The 18,549-nt window shown below is 61.7% G+C and carries 15 protein-coding genes; 11 read left to right on the top strand and 4 right to left on the bottom strand.

Going from position 1 to position 18,549, the window contains the following annotated elements:
- Nucleotides 1-168: 168 nt before the first annotated feature.
- A complete protein-coding gene (locus PSR88_RS40855) occupies nt 169-675 on the top strand; it encodes a hypothetical protein (RefSeq protein ID WP_016885058.1) in 507 nt (168 codons plus the stop codon).
- 637 nt (nt 676-1,312) lie between these two features.
- Here the strand turns inward: PSR88_RS40855 and PSR88_RS40860 are convergent.
- Nucleotides 1,313-1,615: a hypothetical protein gene (locus PSR88_RS40860; RefSeq protein WP_016885059.1), complete on the bottom strand. Its 303-nt coding sequence runs from the start codon at nt 1,613-1,615 to the stop codon at nt 1,313-1,315.
- 415 nt (nt 1,616-2,030) lie between these two features.
- On the opposite strand from PSR88_RS40860, the gene PSR88_RS40865 reads away from it, so the two are divergent.
- Nucleotides 2,031-3,002 (top strand): DNA ligase, encoded by a 972-nt coding sequence (locus PSR88_RS40865; RefSeq protein ID WP_029539809.1) that lies wholly within the window; start codon nt 2,031-2,033, stop codon nt 3,000-3,002.
- 191 nt (nt 3,003-3,193) lie between these two features.
- On the opposite strand, the gene PSR88_RS40870 is transcribed toward PSR88_RS40865, so the two are convergent.
- Both PSR88_RS40870 and PSR88_RS40875 read right to left on the bottom strand, forming a co-directional pair.
- Nucleotides 3,194-4,486 carry a zinc-ribbon domain-containing protein gene (locus tag PSR88_RS40870; protein WP_083853158.1) on the bottom strand — a complete coding sequence of 431 codons (1,293 nt, stop codon included), beginning with the start codon at nt 4,484-4,486 and terminating at the stop codon, nt 3,194-3,196.
- A gap of 35 nt (nt 4,487-4,521) precedes the next feature.
- On the bottom strand, nt 4,522-4,869 hold the full coding sequence (locus PSR88_RS40875; protein WP_016885063.1) for a histone-like nucleoid-structuring protein Lsr2: 348 nt from the start codon (nt 4,867-4,869) through the stop codon (nt 4,522-4,524).
- A 178-nt stretch (nt 4,870-5,047) separates the two neighbouring features.
- Here PSR88_RS40875 and PSR88_RS40880 point away from each other — a divergent pair, with 178 nt between their 5' ends.
- The 5 genes from PSR88_RS40880 to PSR88_RS40900 all read left to right on the top strand — a co-directional run bounded on the left by PSR88_RS40880 (nt 5,048) and on the right by PSR88_RS40900 (nt 12,774).
- On the top strand, nt 5,048-5,527 hold the full coding sequence (locus PSR88_RS40880) for an AsnC family protein (protein ID WP_016885064.1): 480 nt from the start codon (nt 5,048-5,050) through the stop codon (nt 5,525-5,527).
- A 270-nt stretch (nt 5,528-5,797) separates the two neighbouring features.
- Nucleotides 5,798-6,088, top strand: coding sequence for a hypothetical protein (locus PSR88_RS40885; protein ID WP_016885065.1), 291 nt, complete (start codon nt 5,798-5,800; stop codon nt 6,086-6,088).
- A 605-nt stretch (nt 6,089-6,693) separates the two neighbouring features.
- Nucleotides 6,694-8,430, top strand: coding sequence for a class I SAM-dependent DNA methyltransferase (locus PSR88_RS40890; RefSeq protein ID WP_016885066.1), 1,737 nt, complete (start codon nt 6,694-6,696; stop codon nt 8,428-8,430).
- Entirely contained in the window at nt 8,427-9,662 is a 1,236-nt protein-coding gene (locus tag PSR88_RS40895) for a restriction endonuclease subunit S (protein ID WP_016885067.1), read from the top strand. The genes PSR88_RS40890 and PSR88_RS40895 overlap by 4 nt, the downstream gene beginning before the upstream one ends.
- A 1-nt stretch (nt 9,663) precedes the next feature.
- Nucleotides 9,664-12,774, top strand: coding sequence for a type I restriction endonuclease subunit R (locus tag PSR88_RS40900; RefSeq protein WP_016885068.1), 3,111 nt, complete (start codon nt 9,664-9,666; stop codon nt 12,772-12,774).
- Nucleotides 12,775-13,711: 937 nt separating this feature from the next.
- Here PSR88_RS40900 and PSR88_RS40905 read toward each other — a convergent pair.
- Nucleotides 13,712-14,281 carry a recombinase family protein gene (locus PSR88_RS40905; protein WP_016885069.1) on the bottom strand — a complete coding sequence of 190 codons (570 nt, stop codon included), beginning with the start codon at nt 14,279-14,281 and terminating at the stop codon, nt 13,712-13,714.
- Between the two features lie 592 nt (nt 14,282-14,873).
- On the opposite strand from PSR88_RS40905, the gene PSR88_RS40910 reads away from it, so the two are divergent.
- The 4 genes from PSR88_RS40910 (at nt 14,874) to PSR88_RS40925 (ending at nt 18,546) form a co-directional block, all read left to right on the top strand.
- Entirely contained in the window at nt 14,874-16,127 is a 1,254-nt protein-coding gene (locus PSR88_RS40910; protein ID WP_157180218.1) for a PIN domain-containing protein, read from the top strand.
- A gap of 299 nt (nt 16,128-16,426) precedes the next feature.
- A complete protein-coding gene (locus tag PSR88_RS40915; RefSeq protein ID WP_016885071.1) occupies nt 16,427-16,963 on the top strand; it encodes a hypothetical protein in 537 nt (178 codons plus the stop codon).
- 75 nt (nt 16,964-17,038) lie between these two features.
- On the top strand, nt 17,039-17,830 hold the full coding sequence (locus PSR88_RS40920; protein ID WP_157180219.1) for a hypothetical protein: 792 nt from the start codon (nt 17,039-17,041) through the stop codon (nt 17,828-17,830).
- A 116-nt stretch (nt 17,831-17,946) separates the two neighbouring features.
- Nucleotides 17,947-18,546 (top strand): recombinase family protein, encoded by a 600-nt coding sequence (locus PSR88_RS40925; RefSeq protein WP_029539811.1) that lies wholly within the window; start codon nt 17,947-17,949, stop codon nt 18,544-18,546.
- Nucleotides 18,547-18,549: the final 3 nt, after the last annotated feature.

Below are 18,549 nucleotides of genomic sequence, written 5' to 3' on the forward strand. Positions count from 1 at the left end.
CAAATAGCGTTGGCAACAAATATCGCCGGGAGTTACACAGCGGGGGTGTCGGCAACGCATCAGAGCGCACACGGATGGGCTCGTGGGCATCGTCCACGGACGATACTGCTGCGGCATGCGGGTGATCGCTCAGGCCGATCTGCGCAGGTGGACCCGTAGTCTCTCCTGATGCCCGCTCCCTCCGACGAGCATCCGCCGATGCTGCCGTCATTGACCGCACTGGGTCCGTCGGCGGATCCGCACGTGATCACCGTGTCTGCCCGGACCGGCACGAACATCGAGCTGCGGATCCACACGTGGCTCACGGTGTTCGATGTCGCGGCCGAGGAGTGGGTGCCGCCGGCATCGGGATTCGTGGTCACCGTGCTCGTGCACATCGTCGACGCCGCAACAGGCCTACCGCGGCATCTCCCGGTCACCGAACCGGGCGAGTGGGCGCGGGCGATCTTCGCCGATGCCGACGCGGCGCAGGGGTATTTCCTCGGCGCCGTCGACCCGGACACCGGTGAGCACCGGGACGGGCAGCTGGCCTACCGGCTCTACCTCGACGCTGACCGGCAGGCAATCCGGGCGCCCCGCCAAGTCGTTGGATGTCCGCACTACCGCCTGCGGGCAGGCGATCCCGATCCCGAGATTCGGATCGTCACCACCGTGGACCAGGCCAGACACCCCTGACGTACCGGGGTGCCTGGCGTCGTCGGGTCAGTGACTCCGTGTGATCCGAATCCGAGTAGTCCGCGTGATGCGGACAGGAACGCGGACAGTACGGGTCGTGCGCCGAATTGAGGACATTTCTACTCCTGTGTTCCCTGGCACAAGAGAAGCCCGACACGGAATCCGACCCATCTTAGGCAGGACTCCGATGTCGGGTGTAACGTCTCCAGCGCACCTAGGAAATGCATCCAAAGCGTCACCCCGACCCGGTAGGGCTTCATCCCCCGTCGGTCGGGGGCTTTGTGGTGTTCCAGTACTGATCTCTCAGTGCTCAAGACACTACAGCTAGTGGCCGACAGAAACACTTAACCCGAGATGTTGTGAGTCACATTGATGTAATCCCCAGGTCGTCATCCCTAGGACCGCATATTTCGTGCTCGCTCCGGCGTGTGGCACATCACATTTTCGAGGTGATGCGGGTCACCTCTCGCCGCATGTCACTCAGAGACCCGTCTTGGTCCGTCGCTATCCCCTGTGTCGACGTTGACGGCAACCGTGATCCTGGACCCGCCTGACCCACCGACAGGTGCCGTCCATCCAGCCAGACAGCGTCAGAACGCCCTGGGTGGGTTCTTCACGGGCCGTTCCTGATGCGTCGTCAGGGATTCCGACCATTGTCGGACTCTCGCACGGTCACGCGCGCGAGCATCTGTTCCATCTGCGGCCACCCGACCCGCAGATCGGCGGCGATCATCCCTGCACGGGTGTCGAGCTGCGGCTCGAACGCGGCGAAGATCACCCGCGCAGCTGGGGCGAGGACCTCGTGTTCAACAGCTTCAACGGTCTCGCGTGACCAGCGGTCCTCGTTGGTGGTGGTGTCGGGTTCCCCGAACAGCTCCGTCAGCCGGTACCGGACGTATCCGGCCTGCTCGAGGTCGGTTGCGGTGTAGAACTCGGTCATAGTTCCCCTTGTGCGTTCGGGCTTGGCAATTTCCGGTGTCCTCTTACTGGGTAGCTGTACCCATCCGCCTCCGGCGGTCGATACCGCAGGAGGGGTGCGCTTCCATTCAACTGAGCGGAGTTCGTCATGTTAGACCTGGGATTCTTCTCCGCTTTCCCTGAGTTCACCGACGCCATCGTGGCACTGTCGTGGTGGGACTCGCTTCCATTCACCTAACCCGGAGGGGATGACGGTGATTCCGACCCCCCCCGTACGGATTGGGTGGCAGCTGGATGGTGTGGACACCTTGGCTGGTGCCCATCGTTCTCTGGTGGAACTCCTGGCACTGACCCAGTACCTATCGCCCGCCGCCGGCGACGCTCTGTCCAGAGCCTTCTACCTGCGTAGCTCCCAGGTCACGGGCACAATCGGGCGTATGCGGCTGATCGCGCCCATGCTGGCCACGGCCGGCACCCTCCCGGACAACACGGACCGCCCGTGGAGTTTCGAGATGAAGTACGACGGGTGCCGGATGCTGGCCTCGGTGGGCGGCGGGCGCGAGCCGGTGCTGTGGACCCGCGCCATGAACGTGGTGACACCCTCGTATCCCGAGATCGCCGAGGCATTGACAGCGGCGTTCGGCGGCCGCGGGCGCATCGTTCTCGACGGCGAGGTCGTCGTACTCGATAAGGGCAAACCGTCGTTCGGACTGCTCCAGCGCAGGATGGGGGTTGCTCATGCGACTAAGCCGCTGCAACGACGAATACCGGTTACTTTCTTACCCTTTGACGTCATGGCGCTCGACGGAGACGATCTCACGAAGGCGTCGTATCTGGATCGTCGGGCGGAGCTGGCCGAGCTGGATTCGATCATCCAGGACGTCGGTGGCCTGCCCCTCACCGTCCCCCCGTTCTGGGAGAATCAGAGCAGCAAAATCATGCTCAATGCCGCGAGAAGTGCTGGAATGGAGGGGATTTTGGCCAAGAGGTCGGCGTCGATCTACCTTCCGGGCCAGCGGAGCCGAGCCTGGATCAAGCACGCAATCCGTACTCGCAGTTCGGTTTTGGTGATCGGCTTCGTCGGCTCGAGCCGTTCGGTCGCGGCGCTGGTCCTCGGGGCGTACGACGCCGAAGGACAGTTAGTCCAGGTCGGTTCTGTCTCCTCCGGACTCACGGTGTCGATGCGCCGACAGCTCCGGGAGGACTTCCGGCCGCTGGAACGCCCTAACAGCCCTCTCACGGACCCGTCAGCGGCCGCGGAGACCTTCCCTGGGGTTCAGTGGCTGAATCCTCGGCTGGTCGTCGACGTGGCCTACAGGGCGTCTGGTCCAGGTGGGCTCCGGCACCCCTCACTGAAAGGCCGGCGCTTCGACGTCGATGATCGCTCGGTCCGCGCGGAGGACCTGTAGACCGGACAGAGGAAAGCCGCCGACACCTTCCCCGGCGTCAGCGGCTCCTCATCCCCCTTTACGTCGGGAACGCTACGCAATGTAGGTCTTACCCGGCTCGGGGGTGACAGGGGCGAGCTATATCGCCTCTCGGCAACTGGTCGCTCGCAGCCACGATCGTTTAGGTGGTACCCGGTGCGTCAGATACCCAATCACGTTAAGGGTCGAGGCTGCTCCCGGCCGCTACGTTCGACCTCACCATTGATGACGCCGTAGGCGAGAGGGTTCGGTGTATGGAGCGGGTCAGGCTTACCGATGAGGGGGTGATCGATCAGCGGCTCACCGAGAATCGCCAGGCCGCCGCGGTGCAGGGTCAGTCCCGTGATCGATCCCACCAGCACAACCGTCTTGTCGTGAACCAGGAGGACGATCGTTGATGCGGCGACGTGATCGGCACGGAACTTCCACACTCCGCGTCCCCGTTCCCACAGTTCCTGCGGCGTGAGATCTGGGGCGTAGCCGACGTGCGTTCGGCCGAGGGGGTCGTCGGTATCGGCGGGTGAGGATTCGTCGAGCGCGACCCGTAGGGCCGTTATCCGTGGTGGGAGCTGCTTCGGGCGGAATCGCTGCAGTTCGGTCTCTGCCCCTTTCTCGCGGTCCCGAGGAAGGTCGCTGAAGGCGGGATAGCGCCTGTCTGCGAGGTTGACCGGCGGAAGCTCACCGGTCGCGGAGAAGCGTTGTCGCTCGCAGAATTGCATGCGCCGCTCGATATCGTCCGGTAGCGGTGTGTCGAGGATGTCGAAGCCCAGCTTCTTGAGCGCCCATCCGACCTCGACAGTGTGCCGGCCGGGAAGATACGTGGAATGCATGTGTCCGGCGTCTTCCGGCACGGCCGAGTGCATCTCCTCCCGACAGTCCTGCGGCAGCGCATCGAGGATGCGCAGCATGCACGCGCCGAGCACGCTCGATGTCGGCTCGCTCAAAGCGTGACGATGCTCGACGGTCGCGATAGCGACGTACACGCTGACCATGCGAACGAAATATGCCTCCACCAGTGGGAAGATCTCTTCCCACCACTCGACTGTGTCGGCTGCTTTGCTGCAGAACAGGGCGTAGTGCGGGCTCTCATCGAGGATGCGGACCGCGGCCGCGGCCGAATCGTCAAGGGCATCGAGAATCAGTTGTGCGTGCTCTGTGCTCTCACACTTGTCGCACGGGTGGGCCAGCACACGAAAGGTGGATTCACTGCGCCGAAACCGCCGGTGACCGCAGCTGTACACGAGGCAGCCAGGAGCGACGCAGTACAGGCATGCGGTGAGATCCCCCTTCTTCCACATCGCGTGCGATCGACGTTGCAGCGGCGTCTCTCGCCACTCGTGACCAACGGGGCAACGCCACCACAGCATCTCGTGCGAGGAGGCCGTGGTCGACTCGAGATCGACCCCGGCATTGCGGCCCCGATGTAGTTGCCGAAACAGTTCTGGGTGCTCATCTTTGAGACGCATACCAGGTGCATGCTCCTGTTCTGAGGCAGGTGCCGTCAGTGGGCGTCGTGGAAGGCTTGCTCGACCTCGGTGGGGATACGGCCGCGGGAGGAGAGCTCGTAGCCCTGCTCGAGCGCCCAGGCGCGGATCTTCTTCGTTTCGTCCCGCGGCCGCTTCCCGGCAGTGGGGTTGCCTGGCCGGTCCGCGCGGTGCTTGCGACCGCCGACCCGGGTGGAGTGCGTGATGTAGTACTCGAAGGTCTCGCGGAGTTCCTTCGCGTGCTCGTCTTTCAGGTCGATCACGTACTCGACGCCGTCGACTGCATAGTGGATGCTCTCGCCGTCCTCACCGAAGGCTGTGCCGTCGATGTCGTCGACCATCTCAACTACGACCTTGCGTGCCACAGATTCCACTCCTCGTTCTCCGGTACAGACCGGATGACATTACTGGTCTGGCAGGGGACTACGGGTTACAAGTAATTGGCCTCGGCCTGGTGGCACGAACGCACCGAGTTCGCGAATGTCAGGGTTCCCTGACATCATGTCTGTGTCAGGGTTTCCTGACGCACGCGGAGGAGGGGTCATGTCGTGGATGACGGAATCCGGTGACCATGAGGGGTATGCGGCGACGCTGGTGGCGGACGGGCGCCGGGTGGTGATCGAACAAGCATCGGAGATGGAACTCGACGACGGAACGCGGGTGCCCGAGGCGGAGACGGCGGGTTGGCAGACGTATTGCACTTGCGGTTGGCGGGCACCGATGACGTTCGAGCGCGTGACCGATCCGGCTCTCGCGCGCCGGCCCAATCAGGTGTACGACGCGACGGGCGGACCCGCGCCGGAGTGGGTCGAGCAGATGTGCCACGCAGAGTGGCTCGAGCACGTTCGCCCCCAGGAAGACATCACCTGGGTGAAACGCGCTGCCCTGGAGCTGAGTGCCGCAGACGCCCGCCTCGACCGGGCGGTGGCAGCGGCACGTCAGTCCGGGACCTCATGGGCGGACATCGCCCGCGAAGTCGGAATCTCCAGGCAATCAGCCCACGAACGGTGGCGACACCTGTGACCGACACCTACAACCAGCCATGACCCCACCGGCGCGAAACACGACTGACGCGACCGGTGAGGCGCTTGGTACACCGCACGACAATCCCTCTCTGTTACAGGAACTCTTGATAGAGCTGTGATTCCCCGAGGAGCACCGTTGCCAGGTTCAGAAGTCGACTGCACACGACTTCGTAGACGACACGCGTCGGAAGCCGGTATTGCACCAAACGGGGCCGCGCCGAGACATTTCGCTACCCGCAGGGGCTTGATCGCCGATACAGTCGCGCGAATGGAGAAACCAATCCATGCCCTCCACGCGGACCAAGGAAAGTCGTCCGGGGACTCCGCCGCTCTCAATGCCGTCTCCGTCGGGAAACAGACGGACGAACTTCTCGCCAAGGCCGTGGGTGCGGCTCTCGCGGCAGGCATGTCATGGGCACAGATCGGCGGGCGGCTCGGTGTACCAAATCCTGCCGCCGGCCAAGACGTCGTGACAGATCAGGACTGGCAGGAGGCAATAGTCGCCCACGAGAATGCTCGTGTATCTCGGCACAACGATTCAGAGCTCGGGCGCAGGTGAGCAGCCAATGAGAGTCCGAGTACGCAGTCTTAGGTCCATGGGGACGACAACGGCGGCGGGAAATCCCGCCGCTATCGGCGTGATGATCACTGGCAATCGTTCGGATCCATCGTCATCGCCTTTTCCAACGCTGGGTGCACCGCCGGAAACCGTCGAAGCGATGCCGCCGGACGGCTGCCTGTACCCGCGTCCCTCATTGCCCTTGATACCGCCACGGTACGAACGCGGGGTGCGGTTCAGAATCTCGGAGCGCATCCTGCGGGCCTCGGCCACTTGAGCCTCCTCCTGGTCTGTGAGGGGGCGCTCCTGGCGGGTGGCGTCTGCCCTTCCCAGAAACTCCTCCAGGCGAGCTACCTCTTTCGTCGTTCGTGCAGTCCTACGGTTCGGCTTGGGTTGGTTTCTTGCTCCTGGGCTTGCTCACCGCTATGCCCCTCTCAGGCAACTCTGGCCACACCAAAGTTACCGGCGCGACGTAGCTTCACCTTCGCTTGTCTGCACTCGGAGCTGAGCCGGGACGTCGACTGACCTCGTTAACCGGCCACAGGCTGCGCGTGCTGTAGTTAGCTGCGAGCTACACGTCAGGCACAGGCTTTAAGGAGATCGGGTTGAGCAAACTGGGGAACTTCGTCTGGGGAATCGCGGACCAGCTCCGCGGCGTGTACAAGCCCCATCAGTACGGCGGCGTGATCCTGCCCTTCACGGTCCTCCGACGTCTCGACTGCATCCTCGAGCCCACCCGTGACGAGGTACGGGCACTAGCCACGAAATACGCAGGCGGCGCCCTGGACGTTCAAGTGAAGCGCAAGACCGGTCTGGCCTTTTACAACATCAGCCCGTTCGACTTCAAAAACCTGCTTGAAGATCCCGAGGGACTGCGAGCAAACCTGATGGACTACATCACCGGGTTCTCGGCCAACATCGACGTCTTCGAGCGGTTCAAGTTCGAGAACGAGCTGGCGACCCTGGACGAAAAGAACCGCCTGTACCTGGTGACGTCACAGTTCGCTGATGTAGACCTGCACCCGGACGTGGTGTCGAACGCCGAGATGGGCGACCTGTTCGAGTACCTGATCTACAAGTTTGCGGAGGCATCCAATGAGGAGGCCGGAGAGCACTACACGCCACGTGACGCGATCCGGCTCATGGTCGACCTCCTCTTCGCAGAGGACAACGAAGCTCTGCTAGAGCCGGGCACCGTCCGGACGATCTACGACCCCACCGCCGGCACGGGCGGGATGCTGTCCGTCGCGGAGGAGCGGCTGCTCGAGCGTAACCCGGACGCGAGGCTGAGGCTGTACGGGCAGGAGATCAACGACCAGTCCTATGCAATCTGCAAGTCCGACATGATCGCCAAGGGCCAGGACGTCGGCAACATCAAACTCGGCGACACCCTGGCCGACGACCTGTTTTTCGACCGCACCTTCGACTTCTGCATGTCCAACCCGCCCTACGGCGTGGACTGGAAGGCATCGCAGGAATCTGTGAAGAAGGAAGCGCTTGCGCAGAACTCCCGCTTCTCCCACGGGCTCCCTGCCGTCGGTGACGGTCAGATGCTGTTCCTGAGCCACCTCGCGTCGAAGATGCGGCCGAAGCATGACGGTGGGGGCCGCGCCGGGATCGTCCTCAACGGCTCGCCCCTATTCAACGGCGCCGCGGAGTCCGGTCCGTCGAAGATCCGGCAGTGGCTCCTTGAGTCCGACCTAGTGGAGGCGATCATCGCGCTGCCGACGAACATGTTCTTCAACACCGGAATTGCCACCTACATCTGGATCCTCGACAACACCAAGCGCCCCGAACGCGTCGGCAAGGTGCAGTTGATCGACGCCACGCCGTTCTGGAGCAAGATGCGCAAGAGCCTCGGCGCGAAGAGCCGAGAGCTCGACGCCGACGCCCGTGACCGCATTCTGGCGTTGTATGACGCGTTCGACGAGGCCGACCCCGACTACTCGAAGATCTTTACCTCCGACGACTTTGGTTACTGGACCATCACCGTCGAGCAGCCGCTTCTCGACGCCGACGGCAAGCCGGTGACTGACCGCAAGGGGAACCCGAAGTCGGACAAGAAGCGGGGGGACACCGAGAATATCCCCTTCACGTACCGCGGCAATACCGAGGGCGACGCTGGCCGCAGAGAGACGATCAAGGCGTACTTCGAAGCCGAGGTGCTCCCGCACGCGCCGGACGCCTGGATCGATACGAAGAAGACCAAGATCGGCTACGAGATCCCCTTCACCCGACACTTCTACAAATACGTCCCGCCCCGGCCGCTCGCTGAAATTGACGCCGACCTGGACAAACAGGTCGCCAAGATCCTCGAACTATTGCGGGAGGTCGAGGCATGACCTCAGCCGCAGAGGGGTGGATCGATGTCCTGCCCAAAGGCTGGCATCTCGTTCCAGCGAAGGCTGCGTTTACGGAGCGCCGCGAACCGAACTGGCCCGATGATGTGCATCTCACGCCGTCTCAGATCCATGGCGTGTTGCCTCAGGCTGAGTACATGGCGAAGACAGGCAACTCTGTTGTCCAGAACATTATGGGTCAGGACAACATGAAGCATGTCGAGCCGGATGACTTCATCATCCATCTCCGCTCGTTCCAGGGTGGGATAGAAAGATCCAAGTACTCAGGCAAAGTAAGCACGGCATACACAGTGCTGAAGCCGAGCGACCGTGTGGTTCCCAGCTACTTTCGATGGCTGCTGAAGTCCAACGGATACATCCAGGAACTGCGTACAACTACGAACCAGCTTCGTGATGGGCAGTCCATCAAGTTCGCCGACTTCGCCAAAGTTCAGTTACCCTGTCCGCCGCGCTCTGAACAGCGTGCCATCGCCGATTACCTCGACCGCGAGACGGCCCGAATCGACACGCTCATCGAGGAGCAGCAGCAGTTGATCGTGCTGTTGCGGGAACGGCGGATCGCTGTGCCGGAAGGGTCCGTTGCCGGTCTCCCCTGGACCACTCCGCTACGGAGTGTTACCGCTCTGATCCAGACCGGGCCCTTCGGGAGCCAACTTAAGTCAGACGAATACGAGACCGGCGGGACACCTGTTATCAATCCATCTCATCTCGTCAAGGGGAGGATTGAGCCCGACGAGCGTGTCGCGGTGAGCGAACAGAAGGCGTCTGAGTTGGCTCGACACGCTTTACAGGTCGGAGACGTCATCGCAGCCCGTCGCGGTGAACTTGGTAGGTGTGCTGTTGTCCGCGCACAAAATACCGGATTCCTCTGCGGCACTGGATCGGCCTTGATTCGGCTCCACGAGACTGTCGCAGATCCCGAGTTCCTTGCGCTCGTCTTCAGCAGTCGCCGCAACCGGGACTCCCTATCGCTGGCGTCCGTGGGGGCCACAATGGACAACCTTAATGCCGACATCATTGCCACGCTGCGAATCCCGATACCGCCGCTCCCGGAACAGCGGCGAATCGTCGGATGGGTGGCAGAAGCCACCACAAAGATCGATACCTTAATCACTGAGACCGAGCGGTTCATCGAGATAGCCCGCGAGCGCCGGGCCGCGTTAATCACCGCCGCCGTCACGGGGCAGATCGACGTTCAAGATGAGGTGGCCTGAGATGGCGCAGCACAACGAGGTCGAGTTTGAGAGGGAAGTCGCCGAGTACCTGCACGCCCATGGTTGGCTGTACTCCCTGGAAGACACCGGCTACGACCGTGAGCGAGCGATGTTCCCTGAGGACGTGCTCGGCTGGCTCGCCGACACCCAGCCGGAGCAGTTGGACAAGGTCGTGAAGCCGGGCTCGGGTGACGTCGCCAAGCAGCAGGAGCAGTTGCTCGACCGAATCGTAAAGGTTCTCGATACTCCGTTGGAGAACGGCGGCGGCACGCTGAATCTGCTCCGCAAGGGCTTCTCGCATTTGTCTGCGAAGTGCCAGATGTGCGTGTTCCGGCCGGAGTCGACGCTGAACGAGAAGCGGAACGCCGAGTACGCGGCGGTGCGGCTGCGGGTGATGCGGCAGGTGCACTTTTCGACCGCCGACAACCGCTCGGTCGACCTGGTCTTCTTCGTCAACGGCCTGCCCGTTGCCACGGCCGAGCTGAAGACGGACTTCACCCAGACCGTCACCGATGCGATTAGCCAGTACCGAACGTCCCGGTTGCCGAAGGATCCCGCGACGGGGAAGGCCCAGCCGCTGTTCGTGTCCGGCGCCCGCGCGCTGGTGCATTTCGCGGTGTCTAACGACGAGGTGTGGATGACCACCAAGCTCGCCGGGGACAAGACGCATTTCCTGCCGTTCAACCGGGGCAGCGAGGACGGTGGCGCCGGGAACCCGCTGAACCCGAACGGGTCGAGGACCTCATATCTGTGGGAGCGGGTGCTGCAGCGCGATGCCTGGCTGAACATCCTGGGCCGGCTGATGTACATCAAGCACGAGTCCAGCACGGACCCGATCAGCGGCAAGACCAGCAAGTCGTCGACGCTGCGCTTCCCGCGGTTTCATCAGTGGGAGGCAGTCTCCGAGCTCACCGCTGCGGTCACCGCCGAGGGCATCGGCAAGCGGTACCTGATCCAGCACTCCGCCGGTTCCGGGAAGACGGACTCGATCGCGTGGACCGCACACCGGATGGCGCGGCTGCAGGTTGAGAACACGAAGATCTTCGACTCTGTGATCGTGGTGACCGACCGCAACGTCCTCGATGCGCAGCTGCAGGACGCGATCAAGCAGATCGACAACGATCAGGGCATCGTCGTCGCGATCGACCGGGATGAGGCTGCGAGGGCCGGCGGCTCGAAGTCGGGGCTGCTCGCGAAGTCGCTGACCGACGGCAAACTGATCATTGTCGTCACCATCCAGACGTTCCCGTTCGCGATGGAGGAGATCCGTAAGAACAAGGGCCTCAAGGGCAAGACGTTCGCCGTGATCGCGGATGAGGCACACTCGTCGCAGTCTGGGCAGGTCGCCGGGAAGTTGAAGGCCGTCCTGACCGCGGAGGAACTGCAGGACATCAAGGACGGCGGGGATGTCGACGTCGAGGCGGTGCTCGCGGCGGAGGCCACCGAGCGTGCGGCTTCGGCGAACATCTCCTACTTCGCGTTCACCGCCACCCCGAAGGGCAAGACCTTGGAGCTGTTCGGGCGGGCCCCCGCGGCTGGTGGGAAACCGGTGCCGTTCCACGTGTACACGATGAAGCAGGCTATCGAGGAGGGGTACATCCTCGATGTGCTGACCGGCTATCACTCGTTCAAACTGGCGTTCCAGATCGGGCAGATCGCGGCCAGCGACGACGAGGTAGACCAGTCGCAGGCAACCAAAGAGGTCATGCGCTGGGTAAAGCTGAACCCGCAGACCATCGCCCAGAAGGCCGCGATCATCGTCGAGCACTTCCGCGCCAACGTCGCGCACCTACTCGAAGGGCACGCGAAGGCGATGGTCGTCACCGACTCCCGCAAAGCCGCCGTTCGCTACAAGCACGCGATCGACGACTTCATCGCGAAGAAGGGCTACGGATACGGCACCCTGGTCGCGTTCTCCGGCGCCGTCCAGGACCCAGAGTCTGGCCCTGGTGACTTCACCGAGGCCACCATGAACCCCGGAGTGCATGACCTGCGGACCGCGTTCACCGGTGATGCGTACAGGGTGATGATCGTCGCCAACAAGTTCCAGACCGGGTTCGACCAGCCCCTGCTGTGCGCGATGTACGTGGACCGGATCTTGTCCGGGGTCACTGCAGTGCAGACCCTTTCGCGACTCAACCGGACCTACCGCACTCCGTCGGGAGTCTTGAAGTCCGCGGCGATGACCCAGGTCGTGGATTTCGTCAACGAGCCAACGGTGATCCGGGAGGCGTTCGAGCCGTACTTCACGGACGCGTTCCTCGAGACCGAGACCGACCCGAACCTGGTGCACGATCTTGCGGCGAAGCTCGACACCGCCGCGATCTACACCCAAGCCGAGGTCGACCAGTGCGCGGAGGGGTTCGTCAAGGGCAAAGGCCACAGCGCTCTCGCCGCCGCGGTGGACCCGGGCAAGAAGCGGTTTGCCGAGCGCTACCAAGCGGCCTTGATCCACAACGGGGGTGAGGGCGACAAGGCGGCGCTCGCTGAAATGGACATGTTCCGCAAGGATGTCGGTTCGTTCGTGCGGCTCTACGACTTCATGTCTCAGATCGTCGACTACGGCGACCCGGAATTGGAGAAGAAGCAGATCTATCTGCGCCATCTCGACAGGGTCATCCAGCCCGACAACTACACCGCACCAATCGATTTGTCCGACGTTGTCCTGCAGCGCGTCAAGCAGGTCGACCAGGGCAAGAGCGATATCAGCCTCGGTGCCAGAGTTGGGCTCACCGGCGTGACAGCGGCCGGCTCAGGAGAGAAGCGTGACCCGAAGATGGTCGCCTTCCGGCAGGTCCTCGACCGCCTGAACGACCTGTTCGGGTCCGCAGAATTCACCCAGTCTCAGAAGGTCTCGTTTCTCGAGGCGCTGCTACGAACCCTGCTCGATGACGATTCGCTCGTGCAGCAGGCGAAGGTGAACTCCACCAAGCAGTTCGTCGAGTCGCCAGACTTCGACGACGCGGTGACGGGGGCGGTGGCCGACAACCAGGGGGCGCACGAGAAGATGAGCGACTACTTCTTCACCAACGCCCCCGGCCGGTCTCACCTGATCTCCGACATCGCCAAGTGGTTCTACGAGGTCGTCTCTGAGGAGAACGCGAGCGCATAACGGGACCACCCGCCGCACGACCGCCACGACCATCCGCGGATCGATCTACCCTCTAGACAGCGGAGTGGGTGCAAACTCGACCGAAGCCTGCTGCGTCGACGCAGTGCGATCCTCGCCTACTCCGACACATCGGTGGCTATAGCGGTCCTATCGAGCGATCAGCGGACGGCTCGAGCACCTCGGTGGCATCGCCACCCGGCTCGACTGCGTTGTCGATACCAAGTTCCCACGCTTCGTGGTTCGTGGTTCGTTCACATAGTCGTCGCTACACTCTGCACAGGTCGAGGTAGCGAGGGAGTTCATCGGCTAAGGGGACAACGATTGGCTCCAATTGACGCTTGATCTTTGCCTCGTCTCTGGTCGTAAGCGGAACTATTGACCTGCGCATTCGAACGGACCAGGACGTTCGCTCGGGCAGCGCGTCCAGTTCGCCGGCTAGGTACGCAAGGTCAACACCGGATCCCGCCGGTGCCACGTCACGAATTAGGACACCAAAGCCCCCAGCGAATCGCCTACCGCCAAACTCGACCGGAGCATCCAGGATGTGAGAGTCCTCGGTGACTGTGCCTTTGGCGATAATACGTCCCCGGCCACTCCTCGGATTCCTGTAGCAGCCGCGGGTCGTGTAAATAAACAGCACACTGCCCTTGGGGGGTACTGATCCCACTCTGTGCGAAGGGACCGCGAAACGCTGTTCACGCAGTAGCCACGCAAGGGGCTCTCGATCCGATACGACTAGAATGGCGGCTGACATAGTCAGATTATTCCCCCACTGGAGCCCCTGCGAAGTTGGCCGGTGACGGTACGCGGCGCCGAGATCCAAAAACCGCCGGGACGACCTCGGCGATCTCGCCTCCATCACTGACCCCAGCTCCAGCTCGCCCTGGTGGTCACACCAGCTCGCCAGCTGATTTAGCTGTCTGACGCTCTAGCTCACTCAACGGGCATCACTACCCAGCGAAGAAAGGTGCCGATACAGCGTGGCGCGTCCGATCCCGAGAACTGCGGCGATCTCAGTTTTCGGGGTCCCTGCCTCGACCATCTGTCGAATGTGACGCGCCTTTGTCGCGTCGATCGCCTTGGGTTGACCACCTACCCGGCCCCGCGCCCGCGCGGCCGCCAGACCGGCTACCGTCCGCTCCTGGATCAGTGCTCTCTCGAATTGGGCTAGTGCGCCGAAGATTTGAAAGATCAGCATTCCCCCGGGAGATGAGGTGTCGATCGTCTCGGTGAGCGACTTGAATGCCACTCCGCGTGCCTGGAGATCTTCGACCGTCTCGATCAGATGACTCAGCGAGCGCCCGAGCCTGTCCAGGCGCCACACGACGAGGGTGTCGCCGGCGCGAAGATGTCCGAGCAGGTCCAGAAGTTCGGGGCGGTCCTTCTTCGCACCGCTCGCTACTTCTTCCCAAACCCTCGAACACCCGGCGGCTGCCAGAGCGTCCCTCTGCAAATCCAGCACCTGATCGGTGCCACTTACCCTCAGATACCCGAATACGGCGCTCACAGGCGATGACTGTCCCAGAAACGTCTGACAGGCTCCAGTGGGCACTTGAGAGGGTGAGACGGGTTTCTGAGACACATCACAGTTTGATAACACGCGTGGTCGATGTGGGGCCGGTACACGCGCCGAGCTGCCTTCAGAGTGGCCCCGGCCGCCGTCGGTCGGCAACACCCCGATTCTCACCGGTGTCTCAACTCCGGTCGTCTCACTAACGGCCGATACCGAGACAATTCCAGATTCGACGGACAGAAGGGTAGACCACCAGGTCCACCAGGACCACCACTCCATTCGGTTGAGATCCGTAGATCCGTAGATCCGCATGTCCGTCGATCCGTAGACACTCGCCTACCAATGAAGTTGTCTCACGAATCAGCGCCTTAGAAAGGACCATTTCTGGGGCACCTCCGATCCGTGAACTTTCGCCGCATTGGGCGGATGGAAGGCGGACAGCCGTCGCATCTACATCCCACATACGAGATCGCGAGCTCAACCAACCCCTGTAGCACGAGAGGTCGAAATGTCCCCCTGGATAGGTAGGGTGTGCGGGTGATTGTCGCTGTCGAAGGGCCCAGTGCCGCCGAGAAAACCACGTGGTGTGGTGCTGCGCAACCGGTTGCCAGTTCGTCGCCGAATACACCCCGACACGAGTTCGCCATTCGGCACCGAGAGTCAACACTGGATCGTTTGGTGGTATCTGGCTACCGTCGAACTACCGACAATACATCGCCAGGAATTGTGGCAGATCGGGCACTTCACACAGATGAGCTCCAAATCTTCGACCGGAGGCGTCATGTTCGTCGTACTCGATACTAATATCTTATTGCAAGACAAGAACCTCACTTCCGCCAAATTTGAAACAATCTTAGCCGCGAGCGAATCCAGTCATGTGCAGCTAGTAGTTCCGCAGATCATCCTCGACGAATATGTCAATAAATTTCGCGAATCTCTACCAAAGGCATATCAAGATTATGTCAAAGCTTTGCGCAGCTATCGGTCCCATCTACCCGCGCCTCACCAGCCAGACCTTACTTATGCCAATCCCGATTTCGATGACCTGACGAAAACCCATAAAGACAGTTTTGTCGACCGCCTATTGCGGGCAAATGCGAGAGTTATCCCGTACCCCCAGGTCACCCACGAGGATGTCACACGCCGCGCCCTTGCTCGCCGCCGTCCCTTCACCAAGGAAGGGCAAGTCGGCTACCGAGATGTGCTGATATGGGAGTCAATCCTCGAACTCGCCCGCCAGGGAAGAACGTTTTTTGTTACCAATGATGGCGGCTTCTTCGAGAGCCAGGAGGGTACCCCCAAGCTACACCCGGACCTGATCGACGATCTAAAGGCCTCTAAATTGCCCACCGAGACGATAGTCATCTACCGCAATACGGAAACATTTGTAAAAGACCAAATAGAATCGGTGGAAGACATTCGCACTCGTCTGCAAGCAGACCTGCTGCGGGACGGAATCTTCCGTACGGATTTTCGCAACCTACTTGCCGACTTGCTAGTATCAGAATCCGCGATCTCGGCAGATAATAGTCAATTTGACCTTCCCGCCGGCGGATCTGTGACCGCGGCACGGCCCATAAAGGCCTACGACATGCACCATGTAGAAGTAATGGGCGCAAAGCGAATCGATGCCGACAGCTACTTCATTACCATCGAAGCTGAAATCGATGTCGACGTCGACATTGACATCGACTACGATGATCGCGAGTACGAGGGTGACGAATTATACGGCGGGTCACACACCGAATACACGGCTGAGACAATCACTGCAACGTGCGATCTGGAAGCCCGGTACCAAGATGGCCAGATCGTCGACGCCATACTTATATATGCCGGATAGCCCGGTGCCACGGTTTGCACTGCTTGAGCCGGAGAAATTCGGCGGCACCTGGTTGGTCGGCCGCCGGCGGGTTCGCGACCCTGGAGCGGACGACCGCATCCAGCCGCCGCTGCGGCGGCCTCCGGTGAGTTTTCAATTGTTTGCACACAACTCTTCTGACAGAAGATCAATAGGTCGCTGCTCTACCCACGCAACCGTGTAGTCCCACTTTTGAAATTGACACTCGGTCGCGCGACGGTCGGGCTTCGATGGGCGCGTCAGAAGGGCACAAGTTAGTAGGAGTCAGCGACAATCAGGCAGTGACTGCCCCTCGCGAATCCGACGACGAAAAACAGGCGGAGACAGAGTCCCGCGGCTTCGGTGACATAGCGACGTGGTGGCATAGCACCACCTGGGTCACCCGCCTGGTGATGTTTGGTATCGCTGTTCTCTTCCTGCTCATCGGCTATTTCCTTGGCCGCTGCGTTGAGGTACCGGGAGCATCGGAGTTCTGGGCGATCGCGGCCCAGCCGTTGGCCACTCTGTTCGCTGGGCTGGCCGCCTTGGGTGCTGCCACTCTTGCGTACGTCACGGGCAGGCGCGCGTGGGGCCAGGCGAAAGAGCATCATCGCTCGGACAGGTGCTGGTCACGGCTCCAATGGGTCATCGATAAGGGCTCAAGCCCAGGTAGCCGTGATTCCGGCCTGTCGGAAGCCCTTCGCGAGAAGATCCTCGACGCGATCGAGTCCGAAGCCTTTGACCTCGACGACGCCGCGCTGAAGGAGGCTGTCGCCGCGTACTCAGACGAAGTAATCGACAGATACCTCGATGTTAAGGATGCCCCCCCAGCGTCCTAAAAACCCCAGGTGCGGTGCAACGAGTAGCCGAACACTGCACACTGGCATGACGGCCACTGATAGGAAAGCGGAACGATGAGCACTCTTAGAGAGCAGATCGCCGACTTGGAACCCACCCAGTACGCGCGCGACGCCCACGCGGCGGCACGATCGGCGAAGCGTCGTGCGGAACGGCTCGGCCGCGCCGTACCTGCATCTGCGCTTGAAATCTTGGCGATTCCCGAGGAAGAGCTAGCCCGCCAGCGTGCGAAGGCAATCGAGGCCGCCACCAGTAGCCCCCCAGCCGATCAACCTCCAAAGGAGCACCGCCGGAACCCTACAAAGCCCATCACAGAAGTGATGGAGAGTGGCGGCGTGGAGACTCACTTGTCCGCTGTTTATGAGGCCGCTGTTTATGAGGCCGCTGTTTATGAGGCCGCTGAGGCTGAAGAGGAACAAGTTCCTCTAATGATAGAAGGCGTCCTCCAGGCGGTTCAATTAAGCCCTCCCGGTCAAGGACGGCAATATTGGCTGGAAGGAACACCCACGTTCACTTTTTGGAACCTGACGCCCAAGCCTGTGGAACTTGAGCCTGATCCTGAGCTTTCGCAAGCAGCGGCAACAGCATTCGCGATTGGTAGTGCGATGTACCGTGCTGCCCGATCGAATGTACTAAGCACGGTAGCTGTCCGGTTTAGCGGTGGAGGCCACGTCTGGGCTGAAGTCGAGCCCAGCGGCAAGATAACGAAGCTCATGGGGATAGACGATTCCACCACGAGAGCTAGGACGAAAAACGCTGGCGGATCTGACGTGGTTCAACCCCGGAGAGCCGAGAAAACCGCCGAGGGCATCCCGTCAGGCGGAATACTGCGGCGCACACCAAAATAGATCCACCTGCAGAAGAAAGACTTCCCTTCGGCTGGTGAAGAAGATTCGAGCCCTGGCAACGACCTCCAACGGCCACGACTACGTTAAGACCTCTATTCGTAGAATACGATGGTGGGATGTTGGTCGGGTACGCACGCTGTTCGTCGTCCGCGGACGACGAACAAAGCCAGCGCGATCAGCTGCGGGTGTTAGGCGTGAGCGGCGACTCTATTCATGTGGATCACGGCCTGACGGGCACGGACAGGCCCCGACCAGCGTTAACCGCGGCCTTGTCGGCGTTGTCCGCTCGGGACACCCTCGTCGTCACCTCGTTGGATCGACTGGCCCGGTCCGTCGCCGACCTCAGCGCGATCGCCACCGATCTCCAGGCTCGCGATGTGCTGTTGATGTTCGACGGCGCGGTCCACGACCCTCGGGATCCTATTGGGCGAACGGTGTTCGCGATGTTGTCGACCACCTTCGCTGAGTTCGAGTCCGGTCTGATTCGTCTGCGCACGATGGAGGGCAATGCCCGCCGTAAGGCTGCAGGCGGTTTCGCCGGCCGCAAACCACTCCTCAACCCTGCACAACAGTCGGAACTCTACGACCTGCACAAAGCGGGGCACTCCGTTGCAGAGTTGACGAAGCGTTTCAATCTCAGCCAGCCCGGCCTGTACAAGTACCTCGCCCGCGAGAAGGCACGACGGAACGCACCCACCTCCCCCGCCGACCACTGAGCG

The sequence above is a fragment of the Rhodococcus sp. DK176 genome, from assembly GCF_038447315.2.
In the GTDB taxonomy this organism is placed as follows: domain Bacteria; phylum Actinomycetota; class Actinomycetes; order Mycobacteriales; family Mycobacteriaceae; genus Rhodococcus_F; species Rhodococcus_F jostii_A.

Excerpts from the sequence above, each read along its gene's own strand:
- PSR88_RS40855 (WP_016885058.1), top strand. The coding sequence starts at position 169 with ATGCCCGCTCCCTCCGACGAGCATCCGCCGATGCTGCCGTCATTGACC.
- PSR88_RS40860 (WP_016885059.1), bottom strand. The coding sequence starts at position 1,615 with ATGACCGAGTTCTACACCGCAACCGACCTCGAGCAGGCCGGATACGTC.
- PSR88_RS40865 (WP_029539809.1), top strand. The coding sequence starts at position 2,031 with ATGCGGCTGATCGCGCCCATGCTGGCCACGGCCGGCACCCTCCCGGAC.
- PSR88_RS40870 (WP_083853158.1), bottom strand. The coding sequence starts at position 4,486 with ATGCGTCTCAAAGATGAGCACCCAGAACTGTTTCGGCAACTACATCGG.
- PSR88_RS40880 (WP_016885064.1), top strand. The coding sequence starts at position 5,048 with ATGTCGTGGATGACGGAATCCGGTGACCATGAGGGGTATGCGGCGACG.
- PSR88_RS40885 (WP_016885065.1), top strand. The coding sequence starts at position 5,798 with ATGGAGAAACCAATCCATGCCCTCCACGCGGACCAAGGAAAGTCGTCC.
- PSR88_RS40895 (WP_016885067.1), top strand. The coding sequence starts at position 8,427 with ATGACCTCAGCCGCAGAGGGGTGGATCGATGTCCTGCCCAAAGGCTGG.
- PSR88_RS40900 (WP_016885068.1), top strand. The coding sequence starts at position 9,664 with ATGGCGCAGCACAACGAGGTCGAGTTTGAGAGGGAAGTCGCCGAGTAC.
- PSR88_RS40920 (WP_157180219.1), top strand. The coding sequence starts at position 17,039 with ATGAGCACTCTTAGAGAGCAGATCGCCGACTTGGAACCCACCCAGTAC.
- PSR88_RS40925 (WP_029539811.1), top strand. The coding sequence starts at position 17,947 with ATGTTGGTCGGGTACGCACGCTGTTCGTCGTCCGCGGACGACGAACAA.